This window comes from Nostoc sp. UIC 10890 (genome assembly GCF_054786515.1).
In genome coordinates, this window is the sequence record NZ_JBSGKF010000003.1 from 248,253 (window position 1) to 269,674 (window position 21,422).

The following is a 21,422-nucleotide window of genomic DNA, read 5'->3' on the forward strand; positions in this document are numbered from 1 at the left end:
AATTAAATTCTATGTTAGCGCTGCTGTAATCTTAATTATTCTCTTTCTTCACGACTAGTAAGCTACCAAACTAGCCAAATTATAAACATCCCCAATCTAGCTGTATTAAATCTGTTATTTACTAGCATGAAAATTTTCTCTAATTTTGTTTAGTTTAGAGATAAGATACCTTCTTTGGTTCTTAGTACAGAAACTTATCCACCTATTTCAATAATTCGGTTGCTTCTTTTAATACTTGAGTAATTTCCGGTTTCTGAGAACTGATCACATCATTTGGTAAATGCTTGTGATGCGGAAAGGTAGAGATATCAGGAAAATGCGGCGTACTATCATAACGAAAAACTAGGCAATTTCGTTCATTCTGAAAATGGTAGCGATAATCAAGAAATTCCAACTGATTGTCTGTGATTACTATAGCTTCGTTTATTTCTAATAAGTGTGTTTGAGCTAAACGCAATCTAATTCTTAAATTAGCCCGAAGGGATGTTAAAATTTCTTCTTCATAACGTTCTACATAAATATTTGGGCATTCAACAATTGCTTGTTCTACTTGATTTCAATAATCAGATAGAATGTTAGGCAGCATAGTTCAATCTTTGCTCTATTTCTTGACGCAAAGCCAGATAATGGCGGTAATCATTTGCCCATTCTATAAATAGAACATCATCTGGTAATGTTCCCTGATTATACTGATAAAAAAAATCTTCAGAGTCCATTTTTTGCTGGTTTTCATACACACTTAGTCGCTTGGCAATGGCAACCAAAGCATCTAAGGATGTTGTATATTGAATGGTCTGTTTACGCATTTTATCTCTACTTCAAAATCATCATATTTTGATTATAAGTCAGCGCCACTTCAAAATTTCCTCATCGAGCGCTATGAAAATTAGGCAAATTCTCATCAACTGATAGCTATTGTGGCGTTGCTATATGCGTTAAGCTCCATTATCGTGCAAGGATTTCAGATTTTCATGGATAGTGCAGGGCAAACGCGCGGTATTTCTGAAACCCTTGCCGAATAAGGATATTGACGAAAAAACAGGCTAAATTAAAAAACGCCGAAACCCTTGTTATTAAAGGATTCTTATACTTTAGATGCGTTTGCCCTGATGAATAGTGGCTCTTTACGAACAATCTCTCTATATGGGAAGAGAAATTATAAACTCTGTCCCCTCGCCCAGAACAGAATTAACTGTAATTTTACCACCGTGTTTTTCTTCGACAATTTGACGGGCGATCGCTAATCCTAATCCCGTACCTTTACCGACTCCCTTGGTAGTAAATAAATGGTCAAATATTTTTTCTTGGACTTCTGCACTCATGCCTTTGCCGTTATCACCAATTGATATTTTTACGCATTGATAATCTATGATTGATGTTGTGATTGTGATGCGGTTAGGATAAGATTTAATCTCTGCAAAAGACTTACCAATATTTGATTCTTCTAACGCATCAATAGCATTGGCAAGAATATTCATAAACACCTGATTTAATTGCCCAGGAAAACAGTTGACTAAAGGTAAATCACCATAGTTAGTAATTACTTCAATTGCTGGGCGTTGTTCGTTGGCTTTGAGGCGATGCTTGAGAATTAAAATTGTGCTGTCAATACCTTCATGGAGATTAAATTTTACTTTGTAGTCTTTGTCAGCGCGAGAAAATGTCCGCAAGCTAGTGCTAATATTTTTCAACCTGTCGCACGCCATGACCATTGCATCGATTGTTTTAGGTAAGTCTGCCAAAAGATACTCTAGGTCAACTTCCTCCGCATGGTCTTGAATTTCATCACCAGGATTTTCAAGAACTGCTTGATAGAGTTTGAGATGTTCAGTCAGGTCAGCTAAATTGGGTTTAGTTTGTTTGAGAGTAGCAGCAATAAAACCAAGAGGATTATTCATTTCATGGGCAACGCCAGCGACTAAATTACCCAAAGCTGACATTTTTTCACTTTGGATAATTTGTAATTGGGCAAGTTGTAGTTCTTGTTCTGCTCGTTTGCGTTCGCTAATATCTAACAATAAGCCGTCCCACAAAATTGTGCCATCAACAAGTTTTTGAATGCGTGCTTCGCCATGAATCCACTTAACAATTCCCGAAGGTGTGACAATTCGACCTGTCCATTGCCAAGGAGTCAAAGTTTGCATTGAGTCGGCAATCGACTGCTGGTAAGTAGCAGCATCTTCTGGATGCACTAAATCGACAATAGCCTGCACATTGGCGATCGCTTGGGAGGCGGGAATTTCGTATAATTTATCACAATTTGCACTGATGTACGGTAGAGATATTGCACCATCAGCAGACACACAAAATTGAGAAACAACCCCAGGAATATTATCTACCAAGTTATGAAAACGAGAATTACTGGCGCTCAATTCGACAAAAGATTGCTCTAACTTTTGGGCATATTCCTGAGCAGATTCATAAAGTCGGGCATTTTCTAGAGAAATGGCAGCTTGAGCGCAAATTAAATTCAGTATTTCGACGCGATCGCTTGTGAATGCCCCTGTGGTTAAATTATTTTCCAGATATAAAATACCCATTAACTTACCTTGATGCAAAATCGGGCTGCACAAGATACTTTGAGGCTGCTGACGCACAATATAGGGGTCATTGGCTAAGGTGGTATCTGCGGTTGCATCCAACAAGACAACCGTTTGTTGACTGTGCTTGACTTTGTAAATCAGCTTGTGGGGAATGTCTTGACTTTCTTCAACAGGAATTCTCTGCAATACCACTGGGTTTGTTCCCTGGGTAATTGCACCTTTAATTAGCAGGCGATTGTCTCGCAACAGCATTAATACACATTTATCAGCCCCAGCATTTTCGATGATGATGGAAAGTAACGATGAAAGCAGTTTGTCTAGTTCGATTTCACCAGAGATAGTATGAGATACTTTGAGAATAGCTTTTAAATCTAGAGTATCTGAGACACTGCTGCTAGAACTGGTAGATGTGACACTCCCCAAGGAGAAGATAGTTTCGTTAGTTGAAACAACAGAATGGCTTTGCTGTAAGATGGGGGCGAGTAATTTGGGATAGCGTTTTTCTAAGTCAATGACTTTGGCTTTTGCTCCCCAACGCGCATAACCATAATAAGCTTCAATCATGTATTCAAGGGCAATACGCTGTTTACCCCAATCTAGGTAGAACTTTGCTGCCAATTCGTTAGCCAGTGCTTCTTCTTGGATATATTCATTGGCTTTAGCTCCAGATATTGCCCGATCATATAGTTCACTAGCTTCGGCTTTGTTTCCTAAGACTCGACATTTTTGGGCTGCTACCAAATCAACCTTATGCTGATAGTTCATTGGGGCATAGTGCGCCCAGTGCTGTAAAAGAGTTTGGTTTTCTGCTACTCGCTCTAATGTGGTTGATACTTCGCCTGAGTGTTGAGTCAATTGTGCTAGAGCAATCAAAGAATCATAGAAATAAAATGCAGGTTCGCCAACTGTACTTGCACCTCCCATGAAATAGTTTCTGCACTCAAGCGCAAGGTTGTTTGCTGCCTCAACTTCCCCAAACAAAAAGCTAAGGGTCAACTTATATGAGTAAAACATATATAAGCCATGCCAATCATTTGCAGACCGCAGCAGAGGCAGAAATTCCGTCTCTTGGAGTGCAGAGCTAGAAAAAATAGTGGGATGCTCTGCAAAACCCAGTAAATTTAAAATTGCTTGCCAATAGATCGCACAGGAATTTGCCGATCCTAACTGCTTCAATTGCACTAAAGCATGATAGTAATTGCGTGTATTTTGCTCCAACTCAGCAAGGGGTTGACCGCAGTAAAAAGCATTCCGGCAGAAAGTTTGAACACAATATCCAGCATATTCAAGGTTGCCAATCTCTAGCCCCAGCGTGTAGCCCTCCTCCAAAAGGAGTAAGGTTTCTTTGATGTGATAGTTTCGGTGGAGAATATAACCACCTAGTAGTAAAAATACTTCAGGTTTCGGTGCTTTATCATCGAATTTTGAAGCGAGATCCAATGCTAACTGGCCAAACTGTGCAGCTAAATCTATATCTTTCTTGATGTTACAGAGAACCAGGCTGTAGCAAGCATAGTTAGTAGCAGAAACAGAGATGTTTCCGTGTCGTAGAGATAATTTGACGACCAAGGTCGCTAATAATGGATACAAAAGAGAGCCACAGCTGTAAGCACTTCCCATGATACTGCTGGCAATCTGGGTAATGGCTATTTTTTTGGCATCGGTCATGACAGGGAGATCGGCAAAATCTTCAATTTTTTGGTCGCCAATGAATTCGCTAATTTCTTGGATTGATTGCTGAATATCTGCCATTGTGGGTGATTCGGTCATCGTTATCCCCAATTGTTGTAAGAGATTGATGCCGATGCCCAATACTTGAGTAAATTGCATTTGGGAAACCTTGGCTTGAATCCTAATGCGGTAAACATTGACCTTTTCCAGTAAGTCATGGACCTGTTCAATGACAATATTAATGAACTGTTCCATCGCCTCAAAATCACCACCCAGCATTGCCACTTCTGCCGCTAATTCATGGAAAGCGAGGGTCATTTCATAGTGTTGTTGCCAAGCTTGCTCTCCCAACAAAGATAATCCCACGGCGGTATATTCACGCGCGGCTTGATAGGCGGTCGAACTTTTGGCTTTGCGACAGGCAATTAAATTGAGTCGAGCTAATTTTTCCCGTTCTGTTGATTGGGTAATTAAAGCAGTTCCGTGATTTAATTGATTGACGATTTCAAAAATCCGGTCAACTCTAGCTTGGGCGGAAATCTGTTGCAATAGCAGTTGTCCGATTTGGTAATGAGTTACCTGTTTTTGGTTGTCAGGAATTAGTGAATAGGCGGCTTGCTGGATGCGATCGTGTAAGAATTTGTAAGAAACTGTGATTTGTCCTTGGTCATTTGTGAGGCAGTGCGTTGGGCGGGTTCCCCGACTTGTAGACGCGCTCTGCGCGGCTTCTCGCAGAGTAGCAACTGCCGTTCCCCTTACGGGTTCTCGAAGAGTACCCGTAAGGGTCATTTGTTCGCTGTTGTCTAGTGACCAATGACTAATGACTAATGACTCTTGTTGATAAAACTTATAAATATCACCAATTGGTAAAATCAACCCTTCTTGCAAAGCTTTCCACAAAGCCGCAGCCGTCTCAATTTCTGATTGCTGCGAAACAATCGCCAAAGTTGCTAAATCAAAAGAGTTGCCAATACAAGCTGCTAACTGCAAAACATATTGAGTTGATAACGGTAATTTTTGCAGTTGTAAACTCATAAAAGTTACAACGTCATCTGTAACTGCTTGAGCCGCCACTTCTGATAAATTGCATTGCCAAAAGCCTAACTCAAAATCAAATTGAATTAATCCATCTTGATGTAATGCTTTAAGAAACTGTGTGGCAAAAAACGGATTTCCTTGAGTTCTTTGATAAATCAATACAGAAAGATGCCATGCTATATCTTCTGAACATTTGAGTGTGTTAGCTACTAACTTATTGACTTGCTCTTGACTCAGTGGTACTAAAGTAATCGTATTAATATTTGTTTGTGATTTCGCAATTTCATTCAAAGTCAACATTAATGGATGTGCTGGAGTGACTTCGTTATCGCGGTACGCACCAATGATGAAAAGATGGCTTGTATTAGCCATTAATAGCTGTATTAATTTCAGCGATGCCGAATCTGCCCATTGCAAGTCATCTAAAAATATCACTAAGGGATGTTCTTTAGTTGTGAAGACTTGGGTGAATCTTTGAAATAATAAATTAAAGCGATTTTCTGCGGCTGCTCCTGATAATTCGATTGCTGGTGGTTGTTTACCAATAATTTCTTCTAGTTCAGGAATAACATCAATAATAACTTGTCCATTGTCGCCAACAGCTTCTAATATTTTATTTTTCCATTTTTCTACTTGAGAGTCTCTTTCTGTCAATAGTTGTGCCATTAAATCCCGAAATGCCTGTACAAATGCACTAAAGGGAATATTGCGTTGAAATTGGTCATATTTACCTTTGATGAAGTAGCCGCGTTGCCTGATAATTGGTTTATGCACTTCGTTAACAACGGCTGTTTTCCCAATTCCAGAAAAACCAGCAACAAGCATCATTTCTGTTGCACCAAGGCTAACTCTTTCAAATACTTCTAGTAGGGTTTGAACTTCGGTTTCTCTACCATAAAGCTTATCAGGGATGATGAAGCGATCGCACAGATCCCTACTAGCAATATCAAAACTTTGAATTTCCCCGATTTCTCTTAGATTAGTCAGACATTTTTCTAAATCTAATTTCAATCCTAATGCACTCTGATATCTATCTTCAGCATTTTTCGCCATCAATTTACTAACGATTTCTGAGATACATAAGGGGATGTCTCGATTAATTTCATGTATGAGTGGCGGAATTTTCGCAATATGAGAATGTACCAATTCCATCGCATCATGAGACTGGAATGGTAACTCATTTGTCAGCAATTCATAGAAAGTCACACCCAGGGAATAAAAATCTGTGCGGTAGTCAATTCCCCGGTTCATTCTCCCTGTTTGTTCAGGAGAAATATAAGCAAGTGTTCCTTCTAATACTTTCGGATTAACTAGGCTTTGCGTTTCTCGTGGTAAGAGCGATGCAATACTAAAGTCAATTAATTTAATTTGTTTGGTTTCGGGATTTATTAAAATATTGCTGGGTTTGATATCTTTATGAATAATGCGCTGATGATAGAGTAAATCTAAGATGTTGCACAGAGCGATCGCTATCACTAAAAATTCTTCTAAAGATTGTTTGGTTTCTCTAGTTCTCCACTCCTTAAGAGAAATCCCCCTGAAGTCTTCCATAACTAGTGCATAACCATTTTGGCAAGGTTCTAGACTGTAGGTTTGGACTATCAGGGGGGAGTTGAGATTTTTGGCAATTGTGTACTGGTTGCGAAACAACAAAAGTTCGTTAAAGCTAGGATAAGGATTTTTCAGTAATTTAACGACTACTGGTTGTTGATCAACTTTTCGATAACCTCGATAAACTTGGGTTCGGGAGCCATTATAGAGTTCTTCGCTGATGTCATATCCGGGAATATTCTCAACAAGAGTGCTAGTCATACCCTAAATCTTTAAAATGTTTGGATTTAGTATTCCCAAAGGATTACCTGAATTTTCTATGTAGATGTAAAAAATTATACAACTTATATTTTTTAGGACTTGAGCATTGACAAAAACTTACATTCATGTGTAGTAAGCAGTACAAATATTACTAAGAGTTTCTACAATGTTAGGACTTACAAGCAATGCAGCAATACACGTATGGGCTAATTCGTGGAATACAAGCCTCATACCAATTCGCAATTCGCAATTATAAAACTGAGATACAGCAAGGCTTTCAGGATTCACATCTGTTTCATTATTTTAGTGAATTGGTATCAGACATGGATCGCGCTTACGGTTTAATCTGCGGTTAAATGTTTTACAGTCAGACCTTTGCTTTGATATTGTTTAAACAGATGTTAAGCGAAGTGCGATCAACAAGATTGTGATCGGGTAAAGCTATATCCCTGGATGTCTTGGGTTAACAGGGTACGACATGAAAGAATTCGGCAAGCGCTGAAAGGCATACGGTGAACTTTCGTGCAACGCCGAATAGCCCCCCGTAGGCATCGCGGTCATTGTTCAAGCCATGATTGAAAATTAGCTTAATAGAATGATGGAAGCAGGGTGGAGGCATCAAAGCATCAAAATTGGGCGACTTCAAGCGATTGACGGCCGCACTCTAAAATTCGGGCTTGGGATTTTCCGCGATCGCACCCAAGAAAATTTAGATCGGGCATCGGGCATTGGTCATCGGTCATCGGTCATCGGTCATCGGTCATCGGTCATCGGTCATCGGTCATCGGTCATCGGTCATTCGGCATCGAGCAAGTTCAACTTTTAAAAACTCAGCGAGGTTTTTAAGATTCCTTTGCGGCGAGGCGAGCGCCACCCATAACCTGATCGCCAAGACCTTTTTTCTTTGAGCCAAAGAACGGGGAGCCATTAGAAACGAATGACATACTTGATAAGCTGTAAGCTATGCTCCGTAATTATTACAGGCATTTATGCGATTAACGAGTTAAGGAGTAGGAGCGATCGCTCTTAACCTTAAAACGAAAAATTACCCAGCTATATCCTTCCCACTCTTGTAAGTCATCGCCCTGGGTTTCCTCTTACCTATCGGTACTATTTTCGATTGCTTGGGAGGTTGAGGAGGACGGCATGTTTCACAGTAGAGCGGTCGCACACCAAAGGTTTCTCGTTGTGTGGGTTGTTCACACTGCTTACACACAAAGTTGAAAACGCGAGTATGAATTTCCCGCTTGTGCGCTCTGACGGTATACTCTCGGACATCGATTGTTTTGCTGGACATTGATTAGTTTTTTAAGTTGCTATTTATAAATATAGTTTCTTGTTTTTGACTAATAGTATAGCCAGAGCATCATCTTCATGATTAAAACAAGGATAATTGCCCTGGGGAAATATTACCTTTACGTCCGTGATGATACTAGAGCGAGAAATCAATCTAAGCTAATCGGCATTTCAGTTGCATAAAAGCAGGGCTTCAGCCCTGACTATAAGCGAATCATTCTGGAAAAATGAATGGCGATTAACTTAATTAAGATACTCCTTAATATCACTTTTTTGACGGCGAAGAATAGAGAGCGCTTTATATTCAAGCTGGCGAATTCTTTCTCGGCTTAAGTTAAGGCGTTCTCCAATTTGAGTTAGGCTCAGTTGATGGTCATTTTCTAGCCGAAACGTAGAGTTAGTACTTCTCGTTGTATTGGAGCTAAGGATGCTAGCAACTCTTTAATATTATGGCGCATTAGTGAAGAATTTAATTCTTCCAAAGGGGAAATCTTTTCGTCAGCTAAAAGTTCGCTTAATTCTGTTTCTTGTTCATTCCAAACGCGCATTTCTAGCGAAACTAACTTTCGGTCTGCTTGAATATATTCTCGAACCTGCTCTGGTTTAACCTTTAATTCTTCAGCAATTTCTACTACAGTTGGTTTTCGACCCAACGACTGGGATAATTCCCGTTGTATTTTCTTGATTTTATTCAGTTTTTCGTTGATATGAATCGGCAAACGAATAGTTCGTGATTGTTCTGCGATGGCACGTGTGATTGATTGAGTAACCCACCAATAGGCATAAGTTGAAAGTTTGTAGCCCTTGTTTGGATCAAACTTTTCAACGCCACGGTATAAACCGAGTGTACCTTCCTGGATCAGATCAAGAAATTCTAAGTTTCGGTTCTGGTACTTTTTAGCGATCGCCACCACCAGCCGTAGGTTAGAAGTCACCATTTTCTGCTTTGCTCGTTCCCCTTGATGAAGAATTAACTCCACTTCAGCTTCGCTTTGCCCAAGTGAGGTAGCTAATTCTCTTGCATTTGGTTCTCGATTTAGTTGAAGTGCAAGGCTTGAGCGCTGTTCTTCAATCGCCATCATCTGCTGCAACGCCCTTGCATTTGTAATTTCTTGCTCAGGAGTTAGCAGAGGGTAGCGTCCGATTTCTTTGAGGTAGGAGCGAACTAAGTCAGTAGTTGGGCTAGGCATACTTTCAAATAATTGTGACGAATACTTTTATTTTTCGTTTGAGTAAAATATTTTAGTAAGAATTCAGCTATTCTGAATAGTGAAAGAATCAAATAAAGACTTGATAAATAAATATCCTAGTTTTAATAAAATAATAATTTTAGGTAAAAGATAAGCTCTAAGCTATTCAAGGTTATCTGTTATGGCGCAAAACTTACACCTAATAGAAAAGTGCCAGCTTAAATAATTTTACAGCTTCAGCCAAACAAGCGCTTGTATTCTGTCTTAACTATGCTATAGCATTCACAGGCAATTATTTCTAAGCCTTTTCTATCAAGAATCTGGATCTGCCCACGCTTATAAGAGATTAAGCCCCTGCTCTGAAGTTTACTAGCAGCTTCGCTAACTCCAGAACGCCTAACACCGAGCATTGTAGACAGAAATTCCTGTGTAAGGAAAAGTGAGTCTGACCCTACTCCATCACTGCTCATTAACAACCAACGGCACAGCCTTGCTTCTATATGATGAAGAGCGTTGCAGGCTGTGCTTTGTGAACCTAAGACAATAACTGTATGTATATAACGCTGGAGAAGCTTTTGCAGTGAACCGCCACTATCGAATTTTTTTTTGATGATATCCGCTTTGATACGCACAGCTTGTCCTGGGATTTGTGCCAGCGTCTGCATCGGTGTCGTGCTTGCATCCAAAAAAATTGGCGCACCTGCCATCCCTTCACGTCCAATACAACCGGATTCGACTGCTGAACCGTTCTCCATCACCGTTACCATAGAGAGCAATGAGTTAACAGGAAAATAAACATAAGGAATAGCCTCATTTGGCTCGATGAGCATCTGCCCGTGTGAAAGCGAGATTATTTCCAAATGAGGATCTAAAAGTTCCATCTCATCTGGAGATAATTTGGCAAGCAGCCGATTTTGCTTTTTTATTGATGTATCTTGATTAATAAACATCACAAATGCCTCCAGGCATTAATGAGCAAAATAGTTTAACAGTAAAGGTCAACCTCAAGCATAACAACAAGAGCAAACTATACATATTGCAATTAGTGACTTTTTGAATCTTAGCCTTTGCTAAGAAGATTTCAATGCTCTGGGTAAACATAATCACCCGTTTTGTGAATGGGAATTTTCATGGCTACGCCAAAGCCAGAGTGGGAGTTGCAACGACCAAACACACGCTTTCTTTCCCAACTGCAACGCCTCACCACATTGAAAAATCACAAACATTTGGAATTAATTATGGATATCCAAGCTACTCTCACGCTGACGATCCAAGCAGTCGTTATCAGCTTTGTTGCGCTGATGGTTTTCGATTTCATGGATAGTTTGTGGGTTGTACCCTGACCGCCATTCGGATGGGAGCCATCGGTTATTGAACAGCCCACAGTTTCCGCAACTTCCCCACAACCTATTCCACAACAGGAAATCCAAGAAGCCACTCCAAGGGCGATCGCATTTGAGAAGATTTCCGACACCTGGACTCTAGAACCACAATCTCCTCACCATTTTGTTCCCACGCCAGCAGTTATCATCCCTTTCCCCAGACTCCGACTACTCCCACCTAACCCGTCTTAGCTCAAACGGCTACGCCAAAGCGAAAGTGATGTATTCATATATATAGATATGGTCAGCCTTATAGCCACGCAAGGAACTCTGTTTGACCTAGAAACAGTTCTGGACTACGGACAATCAATCCTCAACGTTGCTCAAGAACTCACCAAATCACTGATTGAGCAACGGACTATCTCCACCAGGACAATCCAAGCCCAAATGAATCGATACTTTCTAGGCACTGCTGCGTCCGGTGCGTGGCAGTGGAAAGACGCTTACGAAGCTATTGAAGTGGCGCAAATCTTATATCTGCGTCATCTGGGAATTAAGATTCTATCACAACAACCTCAAGTGGTTGTGCAACAATTAGAAGAATTAACAGCCCTCTGCCCAACGCAAACACGGCGCAGTGAAGAATCAGTACAGCTTCAGCAATTCTCGACACCTCTGCCGCTTGCATACTTGGTAGCATTGGCGGGACAAATCAGTAGCAGCGACCTTATGCTGGAGCCATCTGCCGGAACTGGTTTGTTAGCACAAATGGCTAAACTGCACAGTGCAAGTCTGATGCTCAACGAGCTTGCACCCGATAGAACGAAGATTCTGCGTCGGTTGTTTCCTGGCACTCCACTATTCTCAGTAAACGCGGAACAGATTAACGACTATCTGGTTGGCAAGACTCAGCCCTCAGTTGTTCTGATGAATCCACCTTTCTCCGCATCTCCCAAAATCAACAGTCGCAATCCCGACGCAACTAAGAACCACATCAACTCGGCATTGCAAAGACTGTCCGACGGTGGGCGGCTGGTTACAATCACAGCCAATTGGTTCTCTCCGGCTAACCCAAGCTGGCGAGAGACTTTCCTTAAGTGGCAGGAGAAGGCACGAGTTTTAATGTCAGTCGGGGTTAACGGCAAGGTGTACTCAAAGCATGGTACACAAATCGATACCAGAATCACAGTGATCGACAAAGTTCCGGCTGACTCCAGCGAAATCCCTTGTATTACTGAAACTTTGGACTTGCCCGAACTGCTGGCGTTGATTGAGCAGTTGCCACAGCGATCTTCGTGGGAACGCTCAGATATCAAAGCTACTGCGAGAGCAAAAGTTGTTCAATTGCCAAAACGCACTACAGTTGCACAACCAGAAACAGTCTCCTTTCTTCCAGACAACGTAGTAGTGCTGGAATATGAGGTTATCGAGTGGACGGCTAGCGACGGTTTGAAAGATACCCTATACGAAACCTATCGCCCACAGCGAATCCGAATCAAAGACGCTTTACCTCATCCCTCCTTACTTTGTGAGAGTGCAGCCCTAGCACTTGTCTCGCCACCCCCACCCACTTACAAACCGCATCTCCCGCGAAACATTGTCTCACAAGGCTTGTTGTCAGAGGCACAACTTGAAAGCGTTATCTACGCAGGTCAAGCACACTGTGAATTTCTTTCTGGGTCTTATATTGTCGATGATTCATGGGATAATGTGACTGTAGCGGCAACTGGCGAAGAAAATGCCGTTAAATTTCGTCGTGGCTGGTTCTTAGGCGATGGGACGGGTGCTGGTAAGGGTAGACAATGTGCAGGAATCATCCTCGACAACTGGTGTCAGGAACGAAGAAAAGCCATTTGGGTATCAAAGAGTTCTGCTCTTATTGAGGACGCACGTAGAGATTGGTGTGCGCTGGGTGGTACTGAGCGCGACATCATCGACCTGAGTAACATTAAGCTTGGCGATCCAATACCCTTCACCCAAGGCATTCTGTTCTGCACGTACTCAACTCTACGTTCTCAAAAGAACGGTAAAAGTCGGCTCAAGCAAATTGTTGAATGGGCAGGTAAAGATTTTGAGGGTACTATCTCCTTTGACGAGTGCCACAGCATGGGCAATGCAATGGCACAAGAGGGCAAACTTGGTATAGTTGCAGCATCCCAGCAAGGTATTGTTGGGCTGCGGTTGCAAAACGCACTGCCATCAGCACGGGTTATCTATGTTTCTGCAACTGGTGCAACTAAAGTCTCAAATCTCTCATACGCCAATCGCCTGGGACTTTGGCAGACTGGAGATTTTCCGTTTACCTCCCGTGAGGATTTTGTGGAATCCATTGAGGGCGGTGGTATCGCTGCGATGGAAGTGGTCGCCAGGGATCTCAAGGCTTTGGGACTGTATCTGGCGCGGAGCCTTTCATTCGAGGGGGTGGAGTAAAATAAAGTTTTAAATTGCAGTGTTATTGTTATGTTAGCAAGCTTACTAGGGAATACTGAAATAGAAGATTAATTTTTTACTTCTATTTTAACTATTTATGGTACAGCAGAATTTTCTAGCACTAGCTAAACAAGGCAATGCAGCAGCAATTGCATCTCTAATTAACCGTCAATTACAATCCAAAAATATTACAGCAAAAGTTACCCTCAAAAATACTTGTTTGCAAGTACTACTAGAGTCTTCTGAAATTCCTAACCAACAAGCTTTGGTGGCATTTATTCATAAAGGTATAAAGGGGTTAGGCTCTCCAGCTATTGAAAAAGTTAAAGTTTACGCAATCCAAACAGGAGAAGAATTTCCAGCATGGGGTCAAGAGTTTGAAGTAAGTAACCAACTATCATCTGTTTCTAAAGCAGAGAAATTTGTAAGCTCTGATAGAGAAGCAGAGGAAACACAAGATAGTTTGAAAGAAAGCGCAAAACAAGGAAATATAGATGCAATTACAAAGCTTTTCAATACTGCTTTACAACATAAAAATATTATTGTTAAAGCTAATTTAAAAGAAAACTGTTTGCAAGTAATTTTGGAATCAAACCCATGTCCAGAACAAAGTTCAGTAACAGTTATACGTAGAGAAGTAACTTTATTAAAGCTAGAATTTATAAAAACCATAAAGGTTTTTGCCAAGCAGACTGGACAAGATTTCCCTGATTGGACTCAAGAAATAGATTTATCATCGTCAAGCAATTCAAAAATATCTACTCCAAAATCAGTATCAAGCAGTCAAACCTTAAATATTAGTATTAATGGAACCACAGTTAGCTTAGACAATATTGAAAATGTTTTAGGGAAAACATTAGGAATTTTAGGAGCAATAATTTTATTCATTGGTGTATTTACTCCTATCGTTAGTGTTCCTATAGCAGGTAGCTTTAACTATTTTTACAATGGAAAAGGAGATGGAGTTATTTTAATCGGTATAGCCATAATATCCCTAATTATAGCTTTAAAAGAAAAGTTTAAATTGCTTTGGTGGACAGGAATTGCGTCTTTAGGAGTATTATTATTAGGTTTAATCAATTTCCAAATGCGAATTTCACAATTGAAATCGCAAATGGAAGATGAGTTAGCTGGAAATATGTTTAAAGGAATTGCGGATGTAGCAGCGCAGTCAATCCAGCTTCAGTGGGGATGGGTAATCCTAATTATAGGAACAGGTTTAATTTTAGCCGCCGCAGCTATTCCAGAGAGAGAAAATCTAACCCATGTAACTTATAAAAAATATTTTTTAGATTTATTTAGCCTTAAGGAGTCACGTAAATCCTATATATTTTTAGCGCTTATTTTAGTCGGAATTATTGTACCAAAACTATTTATAGAAGCAAAAAATCAAATGGTATACAATAGTCAATTAGAAAAAGCAAAACAATCGGAAGCAAAAACTTATATAGGCTCAATTAACAGAGCGCAGCAATTTTATTTTTTGGAATCGAATAAATTTTCTTCAAATTTAGAAGAATTACAAATAGGTATTCGCTCAGAAACAAGCAATTACAAATATGAGGTTGTTAATAGTTATACTACTCAAACTTTAGCTACAGCTACAGCTAAAGAAGATAGATTAAAAAGTTATACGGGTACAGTCTTTATAATAAAAGACTCTGATGGAAATGATACTACATTAGCTGGAGTTTGCGAAAGCAATACATCAACAAAGACCCCTCCTGCATCACCCCAAATTGTAGGAAATGAAATTCAATGTTCTTCTGATTCTATTAAGCTTTAGATTTTAACTTATAGTGAGATGAATTGAGCAAGAGTGCAAAAGCCTATAAAAGTACACTTTGGGCTGGCTGGCATATCTAGAGGAAATAGAAAATCGATTCAACAGAAAGTTGGTAAACTGTGAGTAACTGAAGACAGTGACAATACAAGCGCTCGCACTTATCTCACTCACCTATTCCCTCACCATCCGTACCCTTCCCAAGATTCCAGTTGAGCCTTCCGCGTTCTCCAGTTAGGCATGACGCATGAAAGGGATTCCCAAAAACTATCACCATGATTGCGGTGCAACAAGTGAACAATCTCATGTGCCACGACATACTCTAAGACTGAGAAAGGCGCATCAACTAACTGCCAATTAATGCGAATTACCCCATCTTTTCCGCAGGTTCCCCAAACTCGCTTTTGCTCTGAAAGCCTGACAGGTGGTAACTGAATACCTAACTTACGGGCATAAACTTTGGTTAAGTGCTGAATATCTTGCCAAGCGCGATCGCGTTTCCAATTAGTTAGTGCTTGCTCAATAGCATCTTCTCTTTCATTTCCAGCCAACTGATGAGGTACTTGAATAAAAAAGCGGCTTCTGCAAGCGATAGTCACTTGTTCTACATCGGCTGACTCTAGCTGCAACATTAAACGGCGACCACGGTACATTACTTTTGCCCCACTTACGTAACGTTGAGGGGCTTTAGGCGGATGCTTCGAGCGACAATCTTCAACTGCATTGAATAGCCAGCGACGTTTGCTGTCGAGGAAAGCTGTAATTTTTTCTATAGGAGTATCAGATGGTGCAACAACTTCCACTGCTTCAAGGGTGACAACGATGCGCTGCTGCTTGGTACGGTTACTGTAGCGCACGGTATAGGGAATGCTAGTTTTACCGATTTGCAGGATAGGCATAGCAATATAAAAAGTCTTCAGTGCTAATTAGATTCAGTAACAGGGGAACAATAAATATGTCCTGTTTACTTAAAAAATTAACTCTAAAGGATTTTAGCATGATACTTTGTACAATTTTGATTTTGAGCATTTTAGTATCACTAGTAGTTTACCAAATATTAAATATAATCAATAATATTTTAAATTCTTTAAAAGAAATATCTGCAACAGATGAAATTGAGAATATCAAAAATTTAATTTTATTTAATAAAATTTTATTTGATTTAATAATCCAGATTAAAGGAATAGAAAAACAACTTAAATTTTTTATGAGTGATAATGTATTTTTCCAAAAAATCTCTAATGATTTAAAAATAGAAAACAAATCTATAGAACAAAATTTTCAAGAATTAGAGAGAAAAAGCTTTATTTTAGAATCTGAATATAAAGAAGCAGTGGAGCTTACAATAAAAATACGTAGAGAAAATGATACTTTTGCTCAAAGAATAAAATTTTTAGAAGCTAACCAGAAGGCATTAGTAGAAGAACTAGGGGGTGCTATAGGAAAGGAAGACCTAGAATATGCGACATGGGACTTAATGATTCAGAGTATAAAATTGTTAATTAAAGAAAGAGATAAGGCTGTTAAAGATAATCAAACTATTAAACAAGAAAAATATCATTTAACTAAATCAATTAAAGTTTTAGAATATGAGTTAGCTTTAAAAGCTAATGAGATTAAATCAGTCAAACAAAGTTTGATAGATATAAATGCAAATAAAAATCAATTGAAATCTAAAGATAATAATTCTATTCAACAACTAAAAACCCATCTTGCTAGGAAAGAACTTAATATTAAAGATTTGGAAATACAAAATCAAACAAAAGATACTTGTATTAAGAAGTTAGAAAAAGATTGTTGGGAGAAGGAATCTATTCTTAAAGCTTTTATAAAAGAGAAAGATATAACTGAAGCAAAACTTAAAAATATAGAAAGAATAATTATTGAAAAAGAATTAAACTTAAAAGTGATAAAAGAACAGAATTTAGAATTAATTAACCGAGAAAAACGGTTAGAAAACGAGATTAAGAATAGTAGTTTAAAAGTTTCTAATACAAATGACGGGAAGTTAGCTCAGGCTCTTTCGAAAGTTGAATCCCAGTTACAAGAGAAAGAAATACAAAACAACCAACTTTCAGCAGAAAATTCTAGGCTAACAGCTATTATTAAGGAGTTAATGTCAAATAGAAAAGAGATATTACCCAAAAGAGATATTCCTAATTATAGCCTTGAAAAACTAAATATAGAACTAATAGATCCAGATATATACTTGAATTTAAGCCTCGTAGATGAATATAGTGAGTTAATAGATTTCGTCCAGTCTTATTTTCCTAACTTAGAGCTAACAACTATAGAAGAGCTAGTAAATAGTAAACATTTTTATGAATATCTTATAAGTCGATTGTATTTAATTAATTGGTTATTAATATATAAAGTTAGAGATTTAGAGAAATTAACTATTAGAGATATAGAGTTATCAGATACTCTTGAGCGTAACAATTACGAAGGCAAAGCTTTATATTGGTGCAATCAAGAATTAATGACAGAATTAAATATACTACTTAGTAAAACTTACTTCCTAAATGACCAAATATTTTCTATATCTTACTTCATGTAATGGGCGTCACCGTGGTCGGGTAGCAGGACTATATCGCTATAGTGGAAAGTCCAGCTTGCGTGTGCGAACCATGCAGCGATTGAGAGATGATGGCGTACAATGTGCAGCAGTTGACCTTTCTGCTGGAGGTATTCAGAATGTCCCTCCCGAACAATGGTATGCAGATTTAATTGACACACTCATTGACAGTTTTGGATTAGATTTAGATTTTGGTGATTGGTGGGAGGCGAATCAGTTAAATTCGCTAGTCACAAGATTTCGCAAGTTTTTGGAAGAAGTATTACTTGTAGAAGTTCAAGAAGATATCGTTATCTTTATTGATGAAATTGATAGCGTACTCAGTCTGAATTTTCCTACAGATGACTTTTTTGCATTGATTCGTGCTTGTTATAACAAACGAGTTGATAACCCTGAATATAATCGCCTCACTTTCTGCTTACTGGGGGTAGCATCGCCTAGTAATTTGATTGAAGATAAACAGCGTACTCCGTTTAACATTGGTAAGGCTATCTCCCTTAAGGGCTTTCAAATGCATGAGGTTGAGCCGTTAGAGAGGGGTTTGCAGAGTAAATTCAGTAATTCCCAGGAGATAATGCAGGAGATTTTGCAGTGGACTGGGGGGCAACCATTCCTGACTCAGAAGTTGTGTCAGTTCATGGTTGAAGAATCTGAACAAGATAACCCTCGTTCAGTAGAGCAAGTTGTCAAGTCACGGATTATTGAAAATTGGGAATCACTTGATGAACCTGAACACCTGCGAACAATTCAAGCCAGAATTTTGCGCGATGAACAAAGAGCAGGATATTTACTAGAACTGTATCAACAAGTCCGACTAGCTGAGGAGCAATCCGAGGTAATAGCAGATGAAACATTAGAGCAAAGCGAGTTACAGCTTTCAGGATTAGTAGTTAGACAGCAGAATAAGCTGAGAATCTATAACCAGATTTATCGTGAGATATTTGATTTTAATTGGATTGATAACCAATTAAATAACTTGCGTCCTTATTCTGAGAACTTTCGCTTTTGGGTCGCTTCTGGAGGTGTTGATGAATCACGGTTGCTGCGAGGAAAGGCTTTACAAGAAGCGGAAGTATGGGCAAGGGATAAAAATTTAAGTTATCAGGATAAACAGTATTTAGCTGCTAGTAAAGAGCAAGAAATTCAGAAGGAAATTGCTGCTAAAGAACAAGAAGCTGCATTGAAACGAGAAAAACAGGATAGAGAAGCAGTAGAAAAAAGGAATCAAGTATTGGCTGAAGCTAATAAAAAGGCTCAACAACGGATTAGTATTGGAACTGTTATTTTAGTTTTAACTTTAATAATTACAGCTATCTTAGGGATTGTGGCAGGAAAGGAAATTGTAAAAGCTAGGAGTGCAAGAAAAGAAGCGAAGCAGGCTCAACAAGCACAGAAAGAGGCAGAAAAAAAAGTAACAGAAGCAGGAAAGAAAACTCTACAAGCTCAAGTAAAGGCAACGGTAGCAGAAGATAGAGTAACAAAAGCAACTCAGACTGTTCAACAGGCTAAACAAGAATTTACTTTGGCTAGAGCAAAACTGAAAAAAGCACAGCAAGATGCTCAGTCCGCAAATCAGAATGAAAAGGTTGCTAAACAACGAGTTCAACAGGCTAAACAGGAAGTTGCCCTAGCTAGAGCAAAACTGAAAAAAGCACAGCAAGACGCTCAGACCGCAAATCAGAATGAAACGGCTGCTAAACAGCGAGTTCAACAGGCTAAACAGGAAGTTGCTTTTGCCGAAATAGAGATCAAACAGACAAAACAAGAAATTCAAAATGTTTCGCGCCTATCTGCACTGGGTGGAGAATTATACACAAATCAGAAGCAATCTGAGGCTGAACAAGCATGGAGACAGGCATCTCTGTCTTTTGAAATTCGAGACTATAGATTAAAGCAAGCTATGTTACTGAACAATATTTCAATGGCATACCAGCAACTTAATAAGTTAACAGAGGCGAATGAAGCAATTTCAGATAGTTTTAAGCTATTACAGACAGATATAGATAAAAGAAATTATACTTACCAATTAGCAATTCTTTCACAAAATTTTTATATAAAAGGTCGTCTGCTTAAACTTCAAGGGGATAGTCAAGGAGCATCGTCTGCTTATAGAAAAGCATTTAATACTTTCCAATATTTGAACAATGATTTTACCAATATCGGTTCAGGTATAGATTTTTCCTTTGGAGAGATTATAGAAATTTTCTACCTAGACTCAATCCAGTCTCTTTTTAAATTTCAAGAAACTAGTCCTAATCCGCAAATTCTTAAACAAATCCTTCAAATAAATAAATATTTAAAAATAGCTGAGTTAAATAAGTTTGGTTCTTCAGTACTTGTTATGCAAAATTATTAAGATATAGATATCAAACAATGTCAAAATAAATATCAATAATCTGCTAAAAGTACTATAGTGATTGACATCTAAAGAATATTTATTGTTAACTGTAAATATGAATTCAACTATTTTTATATAAATTTACAGTCATGACCAGCAAAAGAGATATTAAAATTCTAACAGAACTTCTTGATTTAGGAGATATAAAAGTTATATCACATCGCATTCACGATGGAATTGGAATTATTTTAAAAACCGAATCAAAAAAAATATATAGTACTTGCCCCAGGTGTGGCACCTCAAGTCAGAAATTACATCAAAATCATCGACATATTGTTAAAGACTTACCTTTTGGAGATCGTCCAGTATTTTTAGAAATTAATAGGCGTCAATTCAAATGTGAAATATGTAAAAAACCGTTTAGTGAAAATTTAGATTTTGTCAGAAAGAAAAGAACTTATACAAAGCGGCTTGCACAGAAAATAATACAAGAAGTTTTAGAAAACGATATCCACACTGTAGCTTCAAAAGGAATAGTCACAACAGAAGAGATAGAAGGTATGTTGAAAGACGCATCAGAACAATTATCAAATTCAAAACCTTTAAAATTAAAAAGACTTGGAATTGATGAGATAGCTCTAGTTAAAGGAAAAGGAAATTATTGTGCAGTACTAATAGATTTGGATACATCCAAATTGATTGCTATTTTAAGTGGACGTACTCAAGAAATAATAAAGGAAACTCTTATAGAGTGGGGAACTGAAGTCTTAGAGCAAATAGAGGAAGTCAGTATAGATTTATGGAAGGGTTATAAAAACTTAGTGACAGAATTAATGCCTGAAGCTCAAGTAGTTGCAGATCGATTTCACGTTATGGTTCAGATAAATAAGGAATTAGATACACAGAGAAAAAAAGAAAAGCGAAATATACAAGAGTTAATAAAAAAAGCAAAGACATCAAAAGAAAAATTCAAACAGGAGCAAGTATTATCAGGATTAAATAAAAGTAAATATGTTTTACTTAAAAATGAGTCAGATTTAAACGAGGAGCAAAAAAATAAACTTATTCAGGTGAAAGCTGTGTCTCCTAGTCTAAAATTAATGCATGAATTGAAAGAGAAACTTAGAAGAGTTTTTAATAAAACAAATGATTGGTATCCGGCAGTCTTTAAATTGGGTATATGGCTATCAAAAGCTAAAAAATATTTCCCAAATAGTAACAATACTTTTATCCGATGGTTTGATGAAATAGTAGCTTACTTTGATAATAGGACAACAAGTGGTGCTGTTGAAGGTATCAATAACAAACTCAAGCTAATTAAGCGTTCAGCTTATGGGTTCAGAAATTTTAATAATTTTAGAGTAAGATGTTTATTGAATTGGCATTTTAATTATTAGTTTAGCATAACAAGTACTGAAGAGCCA

General features: G+C 38.4%; 12 protein-coding genes and 2 pseudogenes. 7 read left to right on the forward strand and 7 right to left on the reverse strand.

Annotated features, from left to right (window positions below):
* Positions 1-202 precede the first annotated feature (202 nt).
* The 3 genes and pseudogenes from tumE to ACWATR_RS32315 all read right to left on the reverse strand — a co-directional run.
* Positions 203-544: pseudogene (tumE, locus tag ACWATR_RS32305) on the reverse strand (toxin TumE); the annotation flags it as partial.
* 31 nt (positions 545-575) lie between these two features.
* Positions 576-806 (reverse strand): antitoxin TumA, encoded by a 231-nt coding sequence (gene tumA / locus ACWATR_RS32310; protein ID WP_460341998.1) that lies wholly within the window; start codon positions 804-806, stop codon positions 576-578.
* A gap of 333 nt (positions 807-1,139) precedes the next feature.
* Positions 1,140-7,064: a trifunctional serine/threonine-protein kinase/ATP-binding protein/sensor histidine kinase gene (locus ACWATR_RS32315; RefSeq protein ID WP_460342002.1), complete on the reverse strand. Its 5,925-nt coding sequence runs from the start codon at positions 7,062-7,064 to the stop codon at positions 1,140-1,142.
* Between the two features lie 185 nt (positions 7,065-7,249).
* Here ACWATR_RS32315 and ACWATR_RS32320 point away from each other — a divergent pair, with 185 nt between their 5' ends.
* The gene (locus ACWATR_RS32320; protein WP_460342005.1) at positions 7,250-7,420 is read left to right on the forward strand and encodes a hypothetical protein; all 171 of its coding nucleotides are present in this window, start codon (positions 7,250-7,252) and stop codon (positions 7,418-7,420) included.
* A 689-nt stretch (positions 7,421-8,109) separates the two neighbouring features.
* On the opposite strand, the gene ACWATR_RS32325 is transcribed toward ACWATR_RS32320, so the two are convergent.
* The 3 genes and pseudogenes from ACWATR_RS32325 to ACWATR_RS32335 all read right to left on the reverse strand — a co-directional run bounded on the left by ACWATR_RS32325 (position 8,110) and on the right by ACWATR_RS32335 (position 10,500).
* The gene (locus tag ACWATR_RS32325) at positions 8,110-8,361 is read right to left on the reverse strand and encodes a hypothetical protein (RefSeq protein ID WP_460342008.1); all 252 of its coding nucleotides are present in this window, start codon (positions 8,359-8,361) and stop codon (positions 8,110-8,112) included.
* 242 nt (positions 8,362-8,603) lie between these two features.
* Positions 8,604-9,550 (reverse strand): annotated as a pseudogene (locus tag ACWATR_RS32330) (RpoD/SigA family RNA polymerase sigma factor).
* 236 nt (positions 9,551-9,786) lie between these two features.
* Complete coding sequence (locus tag ACWATR_RS32335; protein ID WP_460342011.1) at positions 9,787-10,500, reverse strand: Crp/Fnr family transcriptional regulator; 714 nt, start codon at positions 10,498-10,500, stop codon at positions 9,787-9,789.
* 180 nt (positions 10,501-10,680) lie between these two features.
* On the opposite strand from ACWATR_RS32335, the gene ACWATR_RS32340 reads away from it, so the two are divergent.
* The 3 genes from ACWATR_RS32340 (at position 10,681) to ACWATR_RS32350 (ending at position 15,088) form a co-directional block, all read left to right on the forward strand.
* On the forward strand, positions 10,681-10,893 hold the full coding sequence (locus ACWATR_RS32340) for a hypothetical protein (RefSeq protein ID WP_460342014.1): 213 nt from the start codon (positions 10,681-10,683) through the stop codon (positions 10,891-10,893).
* A gap of 279 nt (positions 10,894-11,172) precedes the next feature.
* Positions 11,173-13,302 (forward strand): strawberry notch-like NTP hydrolase domain-containing protein, encoded by a 2,130-nt coding sequence (locus ACWATR_RS32345; protein ID WP_460342017.1) that lies wholly within the window; start codon positions 11,173-11,175, stop codon positions 13,300-13,302.
* Between the two features lie 97 nt (positions 13,303-13,399).
* Positions 13,400-15,088 carry a type IV pilin-like G/H family protein gene (locus ACWATR_RS32350; protein WP_460342020.1) on the forward strand — a complete coding sequence of 563 codons (1,689 nt, stop codon included), beginning with the start codon at positions 13,400-13,402 and terminating at the stop codon, positions 15,086-15,088.
* 179 nt (positions 15,089-15,267) lie between these two features.
* On the opposite strand, the gene ACWATR_RS32355 is transcribed toward ACWATR_RS32350, so the two are convergent.
* Positions 15,268-15,984, reverse strand: coding sequence for a M48 family metallopeptidase (locus tag ACWATR_RS32355; protein ID WP_460342023.1), 717 nt, complete (start codon positions 15,982-15,984; stop codon positions 15,268-15,270).
* A gap of 56 nt (positions 15,985-16,040) precedes the next feature.
* Here ACWATR_RS32355 and ACWATR_RS32360 point away from each other — a divergent pair, with 56 nt between their 5' ends.
* The 3 genes from ACWATR_RS32360 to ACWATR_RS32370 all read left to right on the forward strand — a co-directional run bounded on the left by ACWATR_RS32360 (position 16,041) and on the right by ACWATR_RS32370 (position 21,395).
* Positions 16,041-17,642 (forward strand): hypothetical protein, encoded by a 1,602-nt coding sequence (locus ACWATR_RS32360; RefSeq protein WP_460342026.1) that lies wholly within the window; start codon positions 16,041-16,043, stop codon positions 17,640-17,642.
* Positions 17,608-20,016: an AAA-like domain-containing protein gene (locus ACWATR_RS32365; RefSeq protein ID WP_460342029.1), complete on the forward strand. Its 2,409-nt coding sequence runs from the start codon at positions 17,608-17,610 to the stop codon at positions 20,014-20,016. Before ACWATR_RS32360 ends, ACWATR_RS32365 begins: the two co-directional genes overlap by 35 nt.
* Positions 20,017-20,147: 131 nt before the next feature.
* A complete protein-coding gene (locus tag ACWATR_RS32370) occupies positions 20,148-21,395 on the forward strand; it encodes an ISL3 family transposase (RefSeq protein WP_460342032.1) in 1,248 nt (415 codons plus the stop codon).
* Positions 21,396-21,422: the final 27 nt, after the last annotated feature.

Excerpts from the sequence above, each read along its gene's own strand:
- ACWATR_RS32335 (WP_460342011.1), bottom strand. The coding sequence starts at position 10,500 with ATGTTTATTAATCAAGATACATCAATAAAAAAGCAAAATCGGCTGCTT.
- ACWATR_RS32340 (WP_460342014.1), top strand. The coding sequence starts at position 10,681 with ATGGCTACGCCAAAGCCAGAGTGGGAGTTGCAACGACCAAACACACGC.
- ACWATR_RS32370 (WP_460342032.1), top strand. The coding sequence starts at position 20,148 with ATGACCAGCAAAAGAGATATTAAAATTCTAACAGAACTTCTTGATTTA.
- ACWATR_RS32320 (WP_460342005.1), top strand. The coding sequence starts at position 7,250 with ATGCAGCAATACACGTATGGGCTAATTCGTGGAATACAAGCCTCATAC.
- ACWATR_RS32355 (WP_460342023.1), bottom strand. The coding sequence starts at position 15,984 with ATGCCTATCCTGCAAATCGGTAAAACTAGCATTCCCTATACCGTGCGC.
- ACWATR_RS32360 (WP_460342026.1), top strand. The coding sequence starts at position 16,041 with ATGTCCTGTTTACTTAAAAAATTAACTCTAAAGGATTTTAGCATGATA.
- ACWATR_RS32315 (WP_460342002.1), bottom strand. The coding sequence starts at position 7,064 with ATGACTAGCACTCTTGTTGAGAATATTCCCGGATATGACATCAGCGAA.
- ACWATR_RS32325 (WP_460342008.1), bottom strand. The coding sequence starts at position 8,361 with ATGTCCAGCAAAACAATCGATGTCCGAGAGTATACCGTCAGAGCGCAC.
- ACWATR_RS32365 (WP_460342029.1), top strand. The coding sequence starts at position 17,608 with ATGACCAAATATTTTCTATATCTTACTTCATGTAATGGGCGTCACCGT.
- ACWATR_RS32345 (WP_460342017.1), top strand. The coding sequence starts at position 11,173 with ATGGTCAGCCTTATAGCCACGCAAGGAACTCTGTTTGACCTAGAAACA.
- ACWATR_RS32350 (WP_460342020.1), top strand. The coding sequence starts at position 13,400 with ATGGTACAGCAGAATTTTCTAGCACTAGCTAAACAAGGCAATGCAGCA.
- tumA (WP_460341998.1), bottom strand. The coding sequence starts at position 806 with ATGCGTAAACAGACCATTCAATATACAACATCCTTAGATGCTTTGGTT.